The sequence below is a fragment of the Flavobacterium sp. IC2-16 genome (assembly GCF_055521455.1).
On record NZ_CM145480.1, the window covers coordinates 2471442 to 2489155 of the forward strand.

Sequence of the window (17714 nt, forward strand, 5' to 3'; positions counted from 1 at the left end):
TATTATAATAATTCATATATTCCAGCTGTTCCTTGTCCGGTACCAACACACATGGTTACCATACCGTATTTGCTACCGCGACGTTTCATTTCGTCGAACAACTGAACCGAAAGTTTCGCTCCCGTGCAACCCAGTGGGTGACCTAAAGCAATAGCACCACCATTAACGTTGATGATTTCAGGATTCAAGTCTAACTCACGGATAACCGCTAACGATTGTGCAGCAAAAGCTTCGTTTAATTCGATTAGTTCGATGTCTTTGATTTGTAAACCTGCTTGTTGTACCGCTTTCGGAATAGCTTTTACCGGTCCGATTCCCATAATTCTTGGCTCAACACCTGAAGAAGCGAAGTTTACCAAACGTGCGATAGGCTCAAGATTTAGTTCTTTTACCATTTCTTCCGACATTACTAATACGAAAGCCGCACCGTCACTCATTTGAGATGAGTTACCCGCAGTTACCGAACCATCAGCTGCGAAAACCGGACGAAGCTTGTTTAAAGCAGCTACGTTGGTATCCGCTCTTGGGCCTTCATCTTTGGTTACTGTATACGATTTCGTTTCTTTTTTACCATTTTCATTGATAAAGGTTTGCTCAATAGTGATAGGAACAATTTGTTTGTCGAATTTACCTTCTGCCTGAGCTTTAAGTGCTTTCATGTGTGAATTGTAAGCGAACTCATCTTGATCTTCACGGGAAACGTTAAATTGTTTGGCAACCGCTTCCGCAGTTAATCCCATTCCCCAGTAATAATCTTCGTGACCAGCAGCGGCAACTTTATAATCCGGAGTGGGTTTGTAACCTCCCATTGGAATATAACTCATACTTTCTGCACCACCGGCAATGATACAATGCGCCATTCCCGATTGAATTTTAGCAGTCGCCATTCCGATAGTTTCTAATCCCGACGCACAGTAGCGGTTTACAGTTACACCTGGTACATCGTCTATTTTTAATCCCATTAAGGAAATTAAACGACCAACATTTAAACCTTGTTCTGCTTCCGGCATGGCGTTTCCGACCATTACATCATCGATTCTTGTTTTGTCGAAATTTGGCAACTCGTTCATGATGTACTCAATGGTTTCGGCGGCTAATTCGTCAGGTCTTTTAAAACGGAACACACCTTTAGGAGCTTTTCCTACTGCGGTTCTATATGCTTTAACTATATATGCTGTTTTCATTGTTTAGTTTCTTAAAGGTTTTCCTTTGGTTAACATGAATTGGATTCTTTCTAAAGTTTTTCTTTCGGTACAAAGAGATAAGAAAGCTTCTCTTTCCAGATCCAATAAGTATTGTTCACTTACTAAAGTTGGTTCGGATAAATCACCACCAGCCATTACATAGGCTAATTTGTTAGCGATTTTCTGATCGTGTTCCGAAATGTATTGTCCGGCTACCATTTGATCGGTACCAACCAAGAACATTCCTAAGGCTTGTTTTCCTAAAACCTTGATGTCTTTGCGTTTCACCGGTTGTGTATAACCTGCTTCCGCCATTAGAATTGCGTGTTTCTTAGCCTCTGCAATTTGACGGTCTTTGTTTACTACTACAATATCTCTTCCTTTTTGAAGTACTCCAATATCAAAACCTTCGTACGCAGAAGTTGCTACTTTAGCCATACCCACAGTTAAGAAATATTCTTGTAACGTGTTTAATTCCACATCGTTTTTACGGAACGTATCAGAAGCTCGTAAAGCCATTTCTTTAGAACCACCACCACCAGGGATGACTCCAACTCCGAATTCTACTAAACCGATGTAGGTTTCAGCAGCGGCTACGGCTCTGTCGGCATGCATGGTTAATTCGCATCCACCACCTAATGTCATTCCGTGAGGCGCAGCAATTACAGGGATTCCGGAATAACGAACTTTCATCATTGTGTCCTGGAACATTTTGATAGCCAAGTTTAATTCGTCATATTCTTGTTCTACAGCCATCATGAAAATCATGGCAAGATTGGCTCCAACTGAGAAGTTGGCGGCTTGGTTTCCGATAACTAATCCACGGAAATCTTTTTCAGCTAAATCAATCGCTTTATTGATTCCTTGAATTACGCCACCTCCAATAGAATTCATTTTGGATTGGAACTCTAAGTTTAAGATTCCGTCGCCTAAATCCTGAACAATCGCTTCGCTGTTGCTCCAAACTTTTTTCGTTTCGCGGATGTTGTTCAAAATGATGAAAGCATCTTGTCCAGGAACTTTAACCTGAGATTTAGAAGCAATATTATAATAGTGTGTAGTTCCTTCTTTTACAGTATAGAAAGAAGTGTTTCCTGAAGCAATCATTTCAGTAACCCAAGCAGCTGGCGCTAGCCCTTCCGCTTTCATTAATTCGATTCCTTTTTCAACACCGATAGCATCCCAAATTTCAAACGGACCATTTTCCCAACCGAATCCGGCTTTCATGGCATCGTCAATTTTGTAAAAATCGTCTGTGATTTCAGGAACACGATTGGAAACGTAAGCAAACATCGCTGAGAAACTTTTTCTGTAGAATTCTCCCGCTTTGTCGGTTCCTTTTACCAATACTTTGAAACGGTCGATAGGTTTGTCAATTGTTTTGGTCATTTCCAAAGTAGCGAATGACGCTTTTTTTGCCGCTCTGTATTCTAAAGTATCTAGATCTAAAGAAAGGATATCTTTGTCTACTTTTTTATAAAAACCTTGATTGGTTTTACTTCCCAACCAGTTGTTTTCCATCATTTTACTGATGAAATCCGGAAGTTTGAACAATTCGTGTGCTTCGTCGTTCGGGCAGTTTTCGTAGATTCCGTTGGCTACATGAACCAAAGTGTCTAATCCAACCACGTCAACTGTTCTGAAGGTAGCCGATTTTGGTCTTCCGATAACTGGACCGGTTAATTTATCAACTTCTTCAATAGTTAAGCCCATTTCTTTTACCAAATGGAACAAACTCTGAATACCGAAGATTCCGATTCTGTTTCCAATGAAAGCCGGCGTATCTTTGGCAACAACTGAAGTTTTTCCTAAGAATTTTTCACCGTATTCATTTAAGAAATCCAATACCTCTTTTGAAGTTTGCGGACCTGGAATGATTTCGAATAATTTTAAGTAACGCGCTGGGTTAAAGAAGTGCGTTCCACAGAAATGTTTCTGGAAATCTTCACTTCTGCCTTCGCTCATAAAGTGAATTGGAATACCGGAAGTATTTGAAGTAATTAAAGTTCCCGGTTTTCTGTATTTTTCAATCTGTTCGAAAACAGCTTTTTTGATGTCTAAACGTTCAACAACCACTTCTATAATCCAGTCGCAGTCTTTGATTTTTTCTAAATCATCAGTGGTATTTCCGGTTGTGATTCGGCTAGCGAATTTCTGATCGTAAATAGGAGAGGGCTTCGATTTTAAAGCATTCGCCAAATGGTCGTTCACCAATCGGTTGCGTACTGCTTTGTTTTCTATAGTAAGGCCTTTTTTTTGTTCTGCTTCAGTAAGCTCACGCGGTACAATGTCTAGAAGCAAAACTTCAACACCGATATTCGCGAAATGACAGGCAATACCTGAACCCATAATTCCCGAACCGATAACTGCTACTTTTTTAATTAGTCGTTTCATTTTCAGTTAATATTGTTTTTTATTAGTAAAATGTAACTCGTCACCTCGTTTCATTTGTTTTTAAGTAATTTGTTTTCTTTAATTGTTTATTAAGTTGTTATTTTTCTAGATTTTCGTTTTCACTGAAAATACTTTTATCCAAGATAAGTTCGTTGATAATTTCTGAAACCTCAATGAAGTGATTGAGTTGTTCATCGGTTATGTGTTTTCTAACTGTTTCGTTAAACTTTAAAACGGTTGATTTAGAAAGCTCCCTTTTTTCTTTTCCAAGTTTTGTAAGATGAATAATTACTCCTCTGCCATCTACTGGATTTTTTTTACGAATGATTAAGCCTTTTTCTTCCATTGATTTTAGTGTACGGGTTAAGCTAGTGGCTTCCATTCCCATACGAGCACTAATAGCTGTTGAAGGCGTTCCGTTTTCACGATCAATGCTAAGTAAAGCAAATCCGGTTGCCATAGTAGCACCATACTTAGTTGCTTCTTCATTATACATTCTTGCAACGGCTTGCCATGTAGCTCTTAAAATATAATCTATTGTTTTATCTTTCATATTTTTAATGCGAAGTTCAAATATACAAAAAAATACTATGCATGCATAATAAATTTTAAAATATTTTTATTGTATTTAAAAAAAAACTCCTCATAATTGAGGAGTTACTTGCGTATTAGGCATTATTATAGATTTTATCATAAAGATTTTGATATTTTTCTTTTATGATTTTGCGTTTCAATTTCATGGTTGGAGTTAGATGACCTGCATCAATGGACCATACATCTGGAGTTAATTCAATTTTTTTTACTTGCTCCCAGTTTCCGAATTTTTTATTCAATTCTTCGACTTCTTCATAGATACGTTCTTTAACCTCTGGATTTGCAGCTATTTCAGCATCGGTAGAACCAATAGCTATACCTTTTATTTTAGCCCATTCTTTTACGAAATCAAAATTAGGTTGAATAAAAGCAGCTGGCATTTTTTCACCTTCACCAATTACCATGATTTGTTCGATAAAGCGAGATTGTTTCATGGTGTTTTCAATCATTTGTGGTGCTACATATTTACCACCCGATGTTTTAAACATCTCTTTTTTGCGATCGGTAATTTTTAAGAAACCGTTGCTGTCAATTTCACCAATATCACCAGTGTGGAAATATCCGTTTTGTATTGCCTCATCTGTTTTTTCTTGGTCTTTATAATATCCTATCATGACATTAGGACCTTTGCAAAGTATTTCGCCGTCTTCGGCAATTTTTACTTCTACACCGTTTAAAACTCTACCAACAGTTCCAATTTTAAATCCGTTGTTTTTTACTTCGTTTACAGAAATAACGGGAGAGGTTTCAGTTAATCCGTAACCTTCCATAATTGGTATTCCGGCTGCTGCAAAAACACGTGTTAGTCTAGGTTGAAGTGCAGCACTACCTGAAACCATAAGCTCTAATTGTCCGCCTAATCCTTCTTGCCATTTAGAGAAAATTAGTTTTCGTGCAATTTTCAATTGAAACTCATACCACCAACCATTAGCACCATAGGGTTCGTATTGCAACCCGAGGTCGATTGCCCAAAAGAATAGCTTCTTTTTGATTCCGGTTAAATCGGTTCCTTTGGCATAAATTTTATCGTATACTTTTTCTAATAGACGAGGTACAGCTGTCATTACATGAGGTTTAACTTCTTTTAAGTTGTCACTCATTTTCTCGATACTTTCAGCAAAGTATATGGAAATACCATAATATTGATATAGGTATAATATCATTCTCTCGAAAATATGGCATACCGGTAAAAAGCTAAGACCTCTAGTGTCTCCTGCTCTTAAAGGTACACGTGGAGCACTCATTAATACATTAGAAACAATATTTTGATGAGTTAACATTACACCTTTAGGTCGCCCTGTTGTTCCCGAGGTATATATGATAGTTGCAAGATCTTCAGTTTTTACACTGTTTTTTCTTTCCTCAACTTCTTCTTGGTTGCTTGTATCAGCACCTAATTCTAAAACTTCTTTCCAGCTTTTACATCCAGAAATGTCATTATAAGAGTATATTTCTTTTAATAAAGGTACATTGCTTTTTATGGCGTTTATTTTATCGTAAACTTCTTGATCCGAAATAAAGCAATATTTGGATTCAGAATGATTTAAAATATATTCGTAATCTTCCGCTGAAATAGTAGGGTAGATAGGAACGGTTTGCGCTGCTGTTTGTAAAACACCTATATCGGTTATATTCCATTCTGTACGGTTGTTAGATGAAATAATGGCGATTTTATCATTTTTTTGAATACCTAATCGCAGTAATCCTCTCGAAATTGCATTGGCTTTTTCAAGGTATTCTTTTGTGGAAGTTTTTACCCATTCGTTATTATACTTTGTTACCAAAGCATCAGAAAGATTGTATTTTTCTAATTGATAATATGGAAAATCAAAAAGGCGGGTAATATCAGTCATATTTTGATGTTTTTTTATCAATGCAAATTATAAAAAAAATACTAAAATTTGATTAAAGTTTTAATAATACTAAGGAGTTGCAAAGTAAATTTGTATTTTTGAACTCCCAAATTCATTGATTTTCATTATATTAACATGAATAAATATTTTAGAGTAGAAGAGTATAAAGCATTGTTTTACAGACTATTTTTGGTTTATCTTTTTTACTTCATAGCCCGATTTCTTTTTTTTATTTACAACTATAAGTTGTTAAAGGTAGAATCTGTTACCGATTATTTGGCGTTGCAATACCACGGAATGGCTTTCGATACAACAGCTATATTGTATCTCAATTCGCTTTTTATTGTTCTTTCTATACTTCCGTTTTGGCATAATACTAAAAAAGGTTTCCAAAAAGTATTGTTTTACGTTTATTTTATTACCAACCTAATTGGATACGCAACCAACTTTATTGATTTTATTTATTATAAATACATTTATTCACGTACTACTATTGCGGTACTAGATACACTTGAGCATGAAACTAATAAAGGAAATATGTTTTTCCGTTTTATGATTAGTTATTGGCATGTGTATGTTTTGTTTGTATTGTTGGCAATTTTATGGGTTTATTTGTATAAGAAAGTAAGGGTTCAACATACTGCTCCCGAAAAGCATCTGGTTTATTTTTCATCCTCAATTGTTGGTGTACTAGTAATTGCAACCTTAGTTGTTGGAGGAATTCGCGGTGATTTCAAAAAAAGTACTCGTCCGATTAATTTAGTAGACGCTAATAGATACGCATTAATTCCTCAACATGCGGATATTATCTTAAACACACCTTTTTCGATTATTAGAACATTAAGAACAACTAGTTTTAAGAAAGTTCATCTTGTTGATGAAAGTGTGGTTGAAGCAAATTTTAAACCTATTAAACAATATAATAATAACCCCAAATCGACACCTAATATTGTTCTTTTTATTACAGAAAGTTTTGGTAGAGAATATTGGGGATCTTTTAATAAGAATACAACAATTAAAGATTATAAAGGTTATACACCCTTTTTAGATTCTCTTGCGCAAAATAGTTTGATTTTTCCGAATGCTTATGCAAATGGTTCTAAATCCATTCATGGAATGTCGTCAGTTTTAGCAGGAATACCATCTTTTAGAGATGCTTTTACTTCATCTCCATATCCAAAACAAAGAATTCAATCGTTAGTTTCTACGCTGAAAGAAATGGGATATGACACTTCTTTTTTTCATGGTGCACCCAATGGTTCTATGGGATTTCTTGGATTTGGAAATATTTTAGGGTATGATCATTATTATGGTAAAACTGAATATAATAATGATGCCGATTTTGATGGTTCTTGGGGAATTTGGGATGAGCCCTTTTTTCAATTTATGAATAATGAATTGAATAAGAAGAAGTCTCCTTTTTTTAGTACAATTTTTACGGTTTCATCGCACGAGCCTTATGCCGTTCCAGATAAATATAAAGGTAAATTCCCGAAAGGAAACAACCCAATGCATCAATGTGTTGGATATACAGATTACGCGTTCAAGAAATTTTTCGAATCGGCTAAAAAAGAACCTTGGTTTAAAAATACTATTTTTATTATTACTGCCGATCATGGAAATTTAAACACGTATAGTGAATATGGAACAGTTGTAAATAGAACAGCTGTACCTATTTTAATTTATAAGCCTGACAATTCTTTAAAAGGCGAAAACAACCAGTTGGCGCAACAAATAGATATTTATCCAACTGTATTGGATATGATTGGATATAACAAACCTTTTAGAAGTTGGGGACGTAGTCTTATAAGCGATAAAGATATTCAACCGTATGCCATTAATTTTAATGGGAATCAATATCAGTTTATAAGAGGAAACTATATTTGTACATTTGATGGAAATCAAATTACAGGATATTATGACCGTAACGATACAGGGCTGAAAAACAATCTTATTAAAAATAAGAATGCAGAGATGATGAAAACAGGTGAAGCCTGTAAAGCATTCATTCAAGATTACTTTGATCGAATTATTGATAAAAAATTATATGCAGAATAATATGAAAAAGAAAATTGGTTTACTTGTACTTTTAGTAATATTAGTCGGAGTTGGTAAGTATGTTTATGATATGAACATCAACCATAATTTTGAAACCATAACCGATGGTAAAGTATACAAGAGTGGAGTAATTCCACCAAACGAAATAGAGGATTATGTGAAAAAATACCATATTAAAAGTATTGTTGATTTGCGCTTTCCTGGAACGGGTGACGATGTAAATAATCCTGAAATTCCTGCCGAATTAACTGCTGAAAAAGAAGCTGTAGCAAAAATTCCTGGAGTAAATTATTTTAACAATGGTTCTGATCAGGTTCCTCAGCAACATAATTTAGATACGTTTTTTAAGATTATGGATAACCCAGATAATTATCCGGTTTTAATTCATTGTTATCATGGAGTGGGTAGAGCAGAAATGTACTCGGCTTTGTATCGTATTGAATACGAAGGAATGGATAGAGACGAGGCAAGAACTAGTACCCGATTTTTAACGAAATGGAGTTCTTTCGATTTAGGAAAGCCTAAAGGAGATTATTTGCATAATTACCAAACCAGAAAAGAAAAAGAAGCGAAATAAGAAGCTTTTTTTAAAATAGTAAGACTCATTTTTGATTTCAGAAATGAGTCTTTTTTTATTTATAACGAATCGAATTGCTTAGTCAGAATTGAAATTTAACAAACTAAAGATATATTAGTCGGAAATATTTGATTAAAACTGTTTTTTGTCGTAAATTGAATACGAACTAATTGTTTGATTGTGAGAGGAATTGATTACTCAAGGAAAGTTGTTGTCAATAAAAGCAGTTTTAAAATCCGATTTATGATTTTAAAATATTTGCTTTTATTTTTATGTTTTCCTCTTTCGGGATTTTCACAACAAACTGAAATTGATTCTGTTGTTTTAAAAGGATTTCAAAAAGCTCAAGAACTCATCTCGCAAAACAATTACGATCAGTATAAAGCGGGTATGGCTATTATATCTGATTTAGAAAAAAGATTAACCGCTCAGAAAAATTACGATCAGGTACTATATCTCAATCTCGAACTCTCTTATTTTTATTTAACGGAATACGATTATAATTCCAGCAGAAGAACTCTCAATAAGGTTGGAGCACTACTAGACAAACACAATAACAATTGTATTCGAGGGGAGTATTACGAACAGTTAGCGGTTTTTTATAATGCTTTAGGAAACGTAGCTGAAGATGAAAAGTACACATTGCTTTCTGAAAAATACTTAACACAGTATGCTCCAAAAGAAAAGCAAGTCGATTTATATTACAACCTAACACTGTTGTATTTAAAAAGAGAAGATTGGAATAAAACACTGGAACAGTCGTTTAAGTTTTTAAAAATTAACGAGGAAACTGGAGGCGATAAAGATCAACCCGAAATCGACTTATTTATTGCCGAATGTTATTATAATTTGAATGAATTGGACAAGGCTTTTGTTTATTTGAATAAAGTTAAAAATTCTGAAATCTACCAAAAACAGGATGTTGATTTTTTATTGAAATCTCGTTATTATTTGATTTTAGGGGAATTGTACGAAAAGCAAAAGAATTACAAAGACGCGGCAATTAATTTAAAAATTGCGAACGATTATTTTAAACAACGATTGGTATATAGGGTTACCAAACTAAATCGTTCATTAAATCAGAAAAGAGAGCTTGAAGTTAAGAATATTGAATTTCAATCGATTATTAAGCAAAATGAACTTAAAAACGAAAATTTAAAATACAAAAACTACTTACTTGTTTTGTGTTTAGTTGTGATTATTTGTTTGCTGATTTTAACGTATATCCAATATCGAAACGCTAAATACAAAAACTTCATTAATCATTTGTTAAACGAAAAAAATGAATTACTGCATAAAAGTAATACCGAGTTAGAAAATGCTTTAAAAGTTAAGAAGAAACTATTGGACACCATTTCACATGAGCTACGAACACCAATTTATACTTTAAATGGGTTGCTTCATCTTATGCGTGAGGATAAATCTAACTATGAAGCTAATATTGATCAACTGCAATCTTCGGTTCAAAATCTATATAATTTATCGGGGAATATCATCGAAATTAATGTCCTTGATAGTTTTGAAAACGAATACGTTCCTAAAAAAGATATTATTTCATTAGAAGAAATGATATCTAAAATGATAACGCTTGTCAAAAAGAACAGGGATAATGGAAATACAAGTTTGTTCGAATTTGACAGCTCTATTCCTGAAAAATTAATTTTTGATGAAGGGAAATTATATCAGGTTTTATTCAGTTTAATAGATAATGCCTTTAAGTTTTCTAAAAACGGAACTGTTGTTGTAAAAGCTAATAAAGTTTTGGCTACCGAGGATAAAACGGAAATTAGATTTGAAATTAGCGATACCGGAATAGGAATTGCACCCGAAATTAAAGATAAAATATACGATTTGTTTTTTCAGGGTTCCGATAAGATTAATTATGAATATGGTGGAAGCGGGTTAGGGTTAACTTTGGTTAAAAAAACGTTGGCTTTGTTTAATACAACGGTTGAAATTACTTCTGAAGTTGATAAAGGAACCAGCATTTCTTTTTCGCTGCGTTTTAGCAATTTTAAAGAAGAAGAAAAAAAGGAAACTACAAGTATTCCAAAAGAAACTTTGAATCCTTCAGAAGTTAAAATCCTATTAGTGGAAGACAATAAAATCAATCAGATTATCACCAAAAAAATCATAACGAACAAAGGATATTTGTGCGATATAGCCAATAACGGTTTGGAAGCTTGTAATATGGTTAAAGAAGATGACTATTCGTTAATTTTAATGGATATCATGATGCCAATTATGGATGGTTTTGAAGCTTCGGAATACATATCTAAACTCAAACCAGAACTTCCTATTGTGGCTTTAACTGCTATTTCGGAAGATGTCAATAAAGAATTGTTTTCTGCTTCAAATATTAGAAAAGTACTAAGTAAACCGGTTGATGTAGAAGAACTCTACAAAGCGATATCATTATTCTGTGAATAAAAAAAGAGCCGGAATCCGACTCTTTTATTTATTTATTATTTCTTATTATCAATCCATTTTCGAGCATTTACAAATGCTTCTAACCATGGAGAAACTTCGTCTTTTTGTCCGCGTTCTGGATAATTAGCCCAGTTCCATGGGAAAGTTGAACGTTCAATATGTGGCATCATTACTAAATGTCTTCCTGTTGTATCACACATCATAGCCGTATTGAAATCAGAACCATTCGGATTTGCTGGATAACCTTCGTAAGCATATTTACCTACAATATTGTATTTTTCTTCAGCATATGGTAATTTGAATTTACCTTCACCGTGTGAAATCCAAACGCCTAAAGTTGCTCCTTCTAAAGTAGATAACATCACCGAATTGTTTTTCTGGATTGTTACCGAAGTAAAACCACTTTCGTGTTTGTTGGATGTATTGTGGTGCATTTTTCCATGAACTTCGTGTTCTGGATTAATCAACTCTAATTCCATTAACAACTGACATCCATTACAAATTCCAACAGAAAGTGTATCTTCTCTTTTGAAGAAGTTTTTCAATGCTGTATTGGCTTTTTCGTTGTATAAGAATGCTCCAGCCCAACCTTTAGCAGAACCTAAAACGTCTGAGTTAGAAAATCCACCAACAGCTCCGATGAATTGAATGTCTTCTAAAGTTTCACGACCTGAAATTAAATCCGTCATATGAACGTCTTTTACATCAAAACCAGCTAAGAACATGGCATTAGCCATTTCACGTTCCGAATTACTTCCTTTCTCACGAATAATAGCGGCTTTTGGTCTAGCTCCTGCAGGAATTTCTGGTTTTTTACCATCAAAATGCGATGGGAAAGTGAATTGTAATTTTTGGTTTTTATAGTTGTTAAAACGCTCTTGAGCCATTCCGTTTTTAGATTGTTTTGAATCTAATAGGAAAGACGTTTTGTACCAAGTATCTCTTAAAGTTGAAATACTGAATGTCAAACTATCATCATTATTAATAATTGTAAAAGCATCACCATCAATAGCTGAACCTATTTTGAAAATTTCAATATTATGTTGTGCAAAAGTTGCTTCTACTTCAGCATCTGCTTGGAACACAATACCAATATTTTCATTAAACAATGCTTTAACTGTATCTTTTTCTCCCAAAGAAGTTAAGTCGATTAATGCGCCTAATTTATCATCAGCGAAACACATTTCTAATAAAGTAGTAATTAAACCACCACTTCCAATATCGTGTCCGGCCTTAATTTTTCTATCTTTAATTAAATCTTGTAAAACATTAAATGCTGATTTAAAGAATGAAGCATTTTTAATGGTAGGAACGTCGTTTCCAACTTTATTTAAAACTTGAGCAAATGAACTACCCCCTAATTTAAACGAATCTTGCGATAAGTTGATGTAGTAAATATTTCCACCATTTCTTTGTAAAACAGGTTCAACAATTTTCGTAATGTTTGAACAGTTTCCAGCAGCAGAGATAATTACTGTGCCAGGTGCGATAACTTCATCATTAGGATATTTTTGTTTCATCGATAATGAATCCTTTCCTGTTGGAATATTGATTCCTAATTCGATAGCAAAATCGGAACACCCTTTTACAGCTTCATATAAACGAGCGTCTTCACCTTCGTTTTTACAAGCCCACATCCAGTTAGCTGATAACGAAACCGATTGTAAACCATCTTTTAATGGCGCCCAAACAATATTTGATAACGCTTCAGCAATTGCTGTTCTTGAACCTGCAACAGGATCTACTAAAGCAGCAATAGGCGAGTGGCCAATAGTTGTAGCAATTCCTTCTTTTCCTTTAAAATCTAATGCCATTACACCAACATTATTTAAAGGTAATTGTAAAGGTCCAACACATTGTTGTTTTGCAACGCGTCCACCAACACAGCGGTCTACTTTATTGGTTAACCAGTCTTTACATGCTACTGCTTCTAATTGTAAAACCTGACTTAAATAGCTAGCAATATTTTCTTTATTGTATTCTAAATCCTTGTAATTCGTTGCAACGGATTTATCAGTCATTATGGTTTTTGGAGAGCTTCCGAAGAAATCTTCTAAAGCATAATCCATTGGTTTTGCACCCGTAGTTTTCGATTCAAATGTAAAACGGTGGTCGTTAGTTACATCACCAACTTGATACATAGGAGAACGCTCTCTATCAGCGATCTTTTGTAAAATATCGATATTTTCTTCACCAATAACCAATCCCATTCTTTCTTGTGATTCGTTACCGATTATTTCTTTTGCAGAAAGAGTTGGATCTCCAACGGGTAATTTATCTAAATCGATTAAACCTCCTGTTTCTTCCACTAATTCTGATAAACAGTTTAAATGTCCACCAGCACCATGATCGTGAATTGAAACTATCGGATTGTTATCGCTTTCTACTAAGCCACGAATAGCATTAGCAGCACGTTTTTGCATTTCTGGATTCGAACGTTGGATGGCATTTAATTCAATACCTGAACCAAAAGCACCAGTGTCAGCAGAAGATACTGCAGCTCCACCCATTCCAATTCTATAATTTTCTCCACCAAGAATAACAATTTTATCACCTTCTTGTGGTTTTTTCTTGATAGCTTGATTTAATTTTCCATAACCAATTCCACCCGCTTGCATGATAACTTTATCATAACCAATTTTTCGGTTGTTTTCATCATGTTCAAAAGTTAAGATAGAACCAGTAATAAGTGGTTGACCAAATTTATTTCCAAAATCTGAAGCTCCATTTGATGCTTTAATTAAAATATCCATTGGCGTTTGATACAACCATTTTCTTTCTTGCATAGCATTTTCCCAAGGGCGTTCTTCTGCTAAACGAGAGTATGAAGTCATATAAACCGCTGTTCCTGCTAATGGCAATGAACCTTGTCCTCCTGCTAAACGGTCACGAATTTCACCTCCAGAACCCGTTGCAGCACCATTGAATGGCTCAACTGTAGTAGGGAAGTTGTGTGTTTCCGCTTTTAAGGATAGAACAGAATCAAATTCTTTTTCTTCATAAAAGTCAGGCTTGTCAGCACTTTTAGGAGCAAATTGCGTTACTTTCGGCCCTTTTACAAAAGCCACATTATCTTTATAGGCTGAAACAATATCGTTAGGATTGGTTTCCGATGTTTTCTTAATTAATTTGAATAATGAAGTTGGTTTTTCTTCGCCATCAATCACAAATGTTCCATTGAATATTTTATGACGACAGTGTTCTGAATTGGCTTGAGAAAAAGCAAAAATTTCAGAATCGGTTAATTTTCTACCTAATTTAGCGGCTAGATTATTCAAATAGTCAACTTCTTCAGGACTCAATGCTAAACCTTCCGATTTATTGTAAGCTTCAATATCATCAATATCAAGAATGGGTTCTGGTTGAATGTTGATGGTATAAATTTCTTGATTTAATTCTGAATACTTTTGTGAAAGCATTGGGTCGAAATCTGTAAAATCTGAACTTACTTTTTCAAATTCCTCAATTCGAATAATTCCAGAAATACCCATATTTTGAGTGATTTCAACAGCATTTGTACTCCAAGGCGTAACCATAGCGGCACGAGGTCCAACAAAAAAATCCGACAATACGGATTTTTCTATTTTATGTGCGTTGCCAAAAAGCCAATTTAATTTGTTGATGTCTTCTGATGAAATCTCGTTTTGCGTTTGAACCGCAAAAACAGTGTTGGATTGGTTTCCGAAGAAATGAATCATTGTATGTAGTTGTTTTATTCCATTGCGCTTCATTATGTTAGACTCGCTTTGGAAGTGTGTTGTTGTTTTGAAAGTGCAAATTTATTTTAAAAAAGTCAGTTGAGCAAAGTTTGTGAAATAAAAAAGCACAAGAAATATCTTGTGCTTTTTGGATAGTTGTTTTTTTGATTATTTCTTACGAGTCATTATGATTTCCATATTTTTAAACTCTTTTCCATCATAACCAGTATCATACATTTCCATTTTTTGAGTGTTGTCATCTACCACAGTAAGAACTTCTCTCATTTTTTTCATTTTTTTTGTCACCGGATCAACACATTCACCAGCCATAGTATATGTTTTAGTCGCATTATCATAGCTTCCGCGCATTACCATCATTCCGGTGCTCATGTTGTCAATCCAAGTAGAAATGTATTCTTTTGCTGCATTGTCATAAGCCAATGTGCTTTTTCCTTCAAACGGCATTCCCATGAAATCACCTTTATGAACTGCTTCTTGATATTTACCGCCATAAATAGTTTTAAATTCTACAGTCATTTTCATTTTCATAGGTTGAGCTCCTTCATGTTGCCACGATGTCATTTCTTCATCCCAAATGCCATTATCTAATGCCATTTTTTTATGTGCATCACCTAAGGCAGCATATTCTTCCCAAGCTTTAGCAATTGCTGCAGAATCAGGAATTACGGTGTTGGCATCTTCGGTTTTAACAGCTGTAGAATCAATAGTAGATTCGGAATCTGTTTTTTTCTCTTCTTTTTTACAAGCAACCAAGCTTAATGAAATGGTTGCGAATACTAAAATTGCTTTTTTCATAATTATTCAGGTTTTGGTTTATTGAAAAATAATGTAATTATAAGCTCCCATATCAGTTTGGCCGGTTCTAGGCTTGTCTAAGATGTCATTAAAGGTAGAAAAAGTATTGTCTGCTGTTCCTTTTGCTGCCGAATTTTCTCCAATGATTAGTTGATTCATTGTAGGGTTTTTAAAATCGGGCAAATTAGTAGATGAGGTTCGTGCGATTAGGCAATTTGTGTAATTGGTTGTGTTGGCTAACGGGTATAATGGATTGTTTTGAAACTGTCCGAAATCAATGAATTTAATCAATGAATTAATAAAATTATAATTAAATGCCGAAGTTCCTTCTTTTTTTAATGCGATGCCATAACTGCTTGAGCCATATATAATACAATTGGTGAAATTGGCAGCAGTTAATTCAAATTCTGTTGATCCATCTCCATTGTCAAGTGTTACAGGTACTTGATTAGGTCTTGGCCAATAATTAGCAAAAGTACAGTGAGTGAAGTTGTAATTACCACCTAATGAACAAGCTAGTCCGGCTTGACCGCAATTATTAATTACAATGTTTTGCCCATTTATGGTAGCTGTTTTTGCTAAAATACCGTAATTGGAGCAGTTGTAAATTTGTAAATTATTCAGATTTAAAGTTCCTGCATTTTTGTCAATTAATAGTCCTACCGTTGCATTTTTTATGGTTGTATTGTTGAAATTACCATTACTGTCTAACGTCATCCAAATGGTACCCCATTGACCAGAAACTTCCGAAAAATCGGGTTCAAGTCTATCACTTTCAAAAACAATTTGATTATCAACAAGAAGTGTTCCGTCGGTATCGTATGTTGAAATTCCGCCGTTAGCATTTACAGTAGCGGTACTTCCTACAATTAAACCTGAATCGGCATGAAAATGTATTTTTGCTCCTGGGTCTATGTTGAGTGTTTCACCTGATGGAATTGCCGCATAACCATAAATCACATACGGCTTTTCATTGGTCCAATGATATTCGTCACCATTATTTGGATCGGCATGGTCTAAATAGAATCCATAAACTTCCTGATCACCAATAGGTAAGGTTTCTGTTGTGCCGTCGCCAAATTTTTTAGGATAAAGAAAATAGGCGTCTTTAACAAGTGTAACTAAATCAACCGTTTGAGGTGCTCCACTTATGTTATGAAATTCAATAGCATCGGTATATAGATACTGAGCGTCTGGATTGGCATATTCGTTGTAGTCTATTGTGGTTTCAATAAAAACAAACATGCTGTCTTTCGCTAATAGTTCGACATTATGAAATACTTTTCCAGGCATTCCATCTACCATCAAACGGTATTTAGAATTCTCTCCTTGAGCTAATTGTAAGGTAGGTATTTTAATGTCTTTGTCGCTACGGTTATAGACTTTTAATGTGTAAGTACTGGATCCAATATTACTGAAAACCGTATCAAGATAAACCGTTTCTTTAGAAAATTCGAGTCCGCCAGTACTTGGTTCAAACTCAAAGTCCTGACGACATGATGTTAACAATGCAGTTGCTGCTAATAAAAGTATGCCTAAATAGTGGCGCATGATGTTTTGTTTTTTGTAAAAGTATTAAAAATATCTTTGCTTTAAAAGAACGTTTTTTTATTAAAATTAGTTTGTAAAAGTAGGTGAAAACTTAAAATACATTTCTTAAATTTACTGTTCTAAATACATCTTAATGCAATTTGATAGAGAAAAAATATTACAAATCTGTAATACCTTCACACATAATACTTTGATGGAAACTTTGGAAATGGAGTTTACAGATGCTGGAGTAGATTATTTGGCTGCAACTATGCCAGTTAATCCAAGAGTTCATCAGCCAATGGGGCTATTGCATGGAGGAGCAACTGTAGCATTAGCAGAAACGGTAGGAAGTGCAGCTTCGTTAATGTTTATTAATCCAGAAGAATTTGAGGTGAGGGGTATTGAAATTTCTGCTAATCATTTAAAAAGTAAAAGGGAAGGATTAGTTACCGGAACTGCAAAAATAATACATAAAGGAAGGACGATTCATTTGTGGGAAATTAAAATCACAGACGAAGAAGGAAGTTTAATTTCACTTTGTAAGCTTACCAATATGGTAATTCCCAGAAAAAAATAA

11 protein-coding genes are annotated in these 17714 nt (G+C 34.4%); 4 read left to right on the top strand and 7 right to left on the bottom strand.

Annotated elements, in window-relative coordinates:
* Positions 1–2: 2 nt before the first annotated feature.
* The 4 genes from ACZ1JT_RS11475 to ACZ1JT_RS11490 form a co-directional block, all read right to left on the bottom strand.
* Positions 3–1184 (bottom strand): acetyl-CoA C-acyltransferase, encoded by a 1182-nt coding sequence (locus ACZ1JT_RS11475; protein ID WP_465093968.1) that lies wholly within the window; start codon positions 1182–1184, stop codon positions 3–5.
* 3 nt (positions 1185–1187) lie between these two features.
* Positions 1188–3578, bottom strand: coding sequence for a 3-hydroxyacyl-CoA dehydrogenase/enoyl-CoA hydratase family protein (locus ACZ1JT_RS11480; protein WP_465093969.1), 2391 nt, complete (start codon positions 3576–3578; stop codon positions 1188–1190).
* A gap of 97 nt (positions 3579–3675) precedes the next feature.
* Complete coding sequence (locus ACZ1JT_RS11485; protein WP_465093970.1) at positions 3676–4131, bottom strand: MarR family winged helix-turn-helix transcriptional regulator; 456 nt, start codon at positions 4129–4131, stop codon at positions 3676–3678.
* Positions 4132–4246: 115 nt separating this feature from the next.
* The gene (locus tag ACZ1JT_RS11490) at positions 4247–6025 is read right to left on the bottom strand and encodes an AMP-dependent synthetase/ligase (RefSeq protein ID WP_465093971.1); all 1779 of its coding nucleotides are present in this window, start codon (positions 6023–6025) and stop codon (positions 4247–4249) included.
* A 135-nt stretch (positions 6026–6160) separates the two neighbouring features.
* On the opposite strand from ACZ1JT_RS11490, the gene ACZ1JT_RS11495 reads away from it, so the two are divergent.
* The 3 genes from ACZ1JT_RS11495 to ACZ1JT_RS11505 all read left to right on the top strand — a co-directional run bounded on the left by ACZ1JT_RS11495 (position 6161) and on the right by ACZ1JT_RS11505 (position 11090).
* A complete protein-coding gene (locus ACZ1JT_RS11495) occupies positions 6161–8083 on the top strand; it encodes an LTA synthase family protein (protein WP_465093972.1) in 1923 nt (640 codons plus the stop codon).
* A gap of 1 nt (position 8084) precedes the next feature.
* Complete coding sequence (locus ACZ1JT_RS11500; protein ID WP_465093973.1) at positions 8085–8660, top strand: dual specificity protein phosphatase family protein; 576 nt, start codon at positions 8085–8087, stop codon at positions 8658–8660.
* Between the two features lie 243 nt (positions 8661–8903).
* Positions 8904–11090 (top strand): ATP-binding protein, encoded by a 2187-nt coding sequence (locus tag ACZ1JT_RS11505; protein WP_465093974.1) that lies wholly within the window; start codon positions 8904–8906, stop codon positions 11088–11090.
* A gap of 35 nt (positions 11091–11125) precedes the next feature.
* Here the strand turns inward: ACZ1JT_RS11505 and purL are convergent, their stop codons facing one another.
* The 3 genes from purL to ACZ1JT_RS11520 form a co-directional block, all read right to left on the bottom strand.
* Positions 11126–14788: a phosphoribosylformylglycinamidine synthase gene (gene purL / locus ACZ1JT_RS11510; protein WP_465093975.1), complete on the bottom strand. Its 3663-nt coding sequence runs from the start codon at positions 14786–14788 to the stop codon at positions 11126–11128.
* A 168-nt stretch (positions 14789–14956) separates the two neighbouring features.
* Complete coding sequence (locus ACZ1JT_RS11515; RefSeq protein ID WP_465093976.1) at positions 14957–15604, bottom strand: DUF1579 domain-containing protein; 648 nt, start codon at positions 15602–15604, stop codon at positions 14957–14959.
* An 18-nt stretch (positions 15605–15622) separates the two neighbouring features.
* Entirely contained in the window at positions 15623–17155 is a 1533-nt protein-coding gene (locus ACZ1JT_RS11520) for a right-handed parallel beta-helix repeat-containing protein (protein WP_465093977.1), read from the bottom strand.
* Positions 17156–17288: 133 nt separating this feature from the next.
* Between ACZ1JT_RS11520 and ACZ1JT_RS11525 the strand changes: the two genes are divergently transcribed.
* On the top strand, positions 17289–17714 hold the full coding sequence (locus tag ACZ1JT_RS11525) for a PaaI family thioesterase (RefSeq protein ID WP_465093978.1): 426 nt from the start codon (positions 17289–17291) through the stop codon (positions 17712–17714).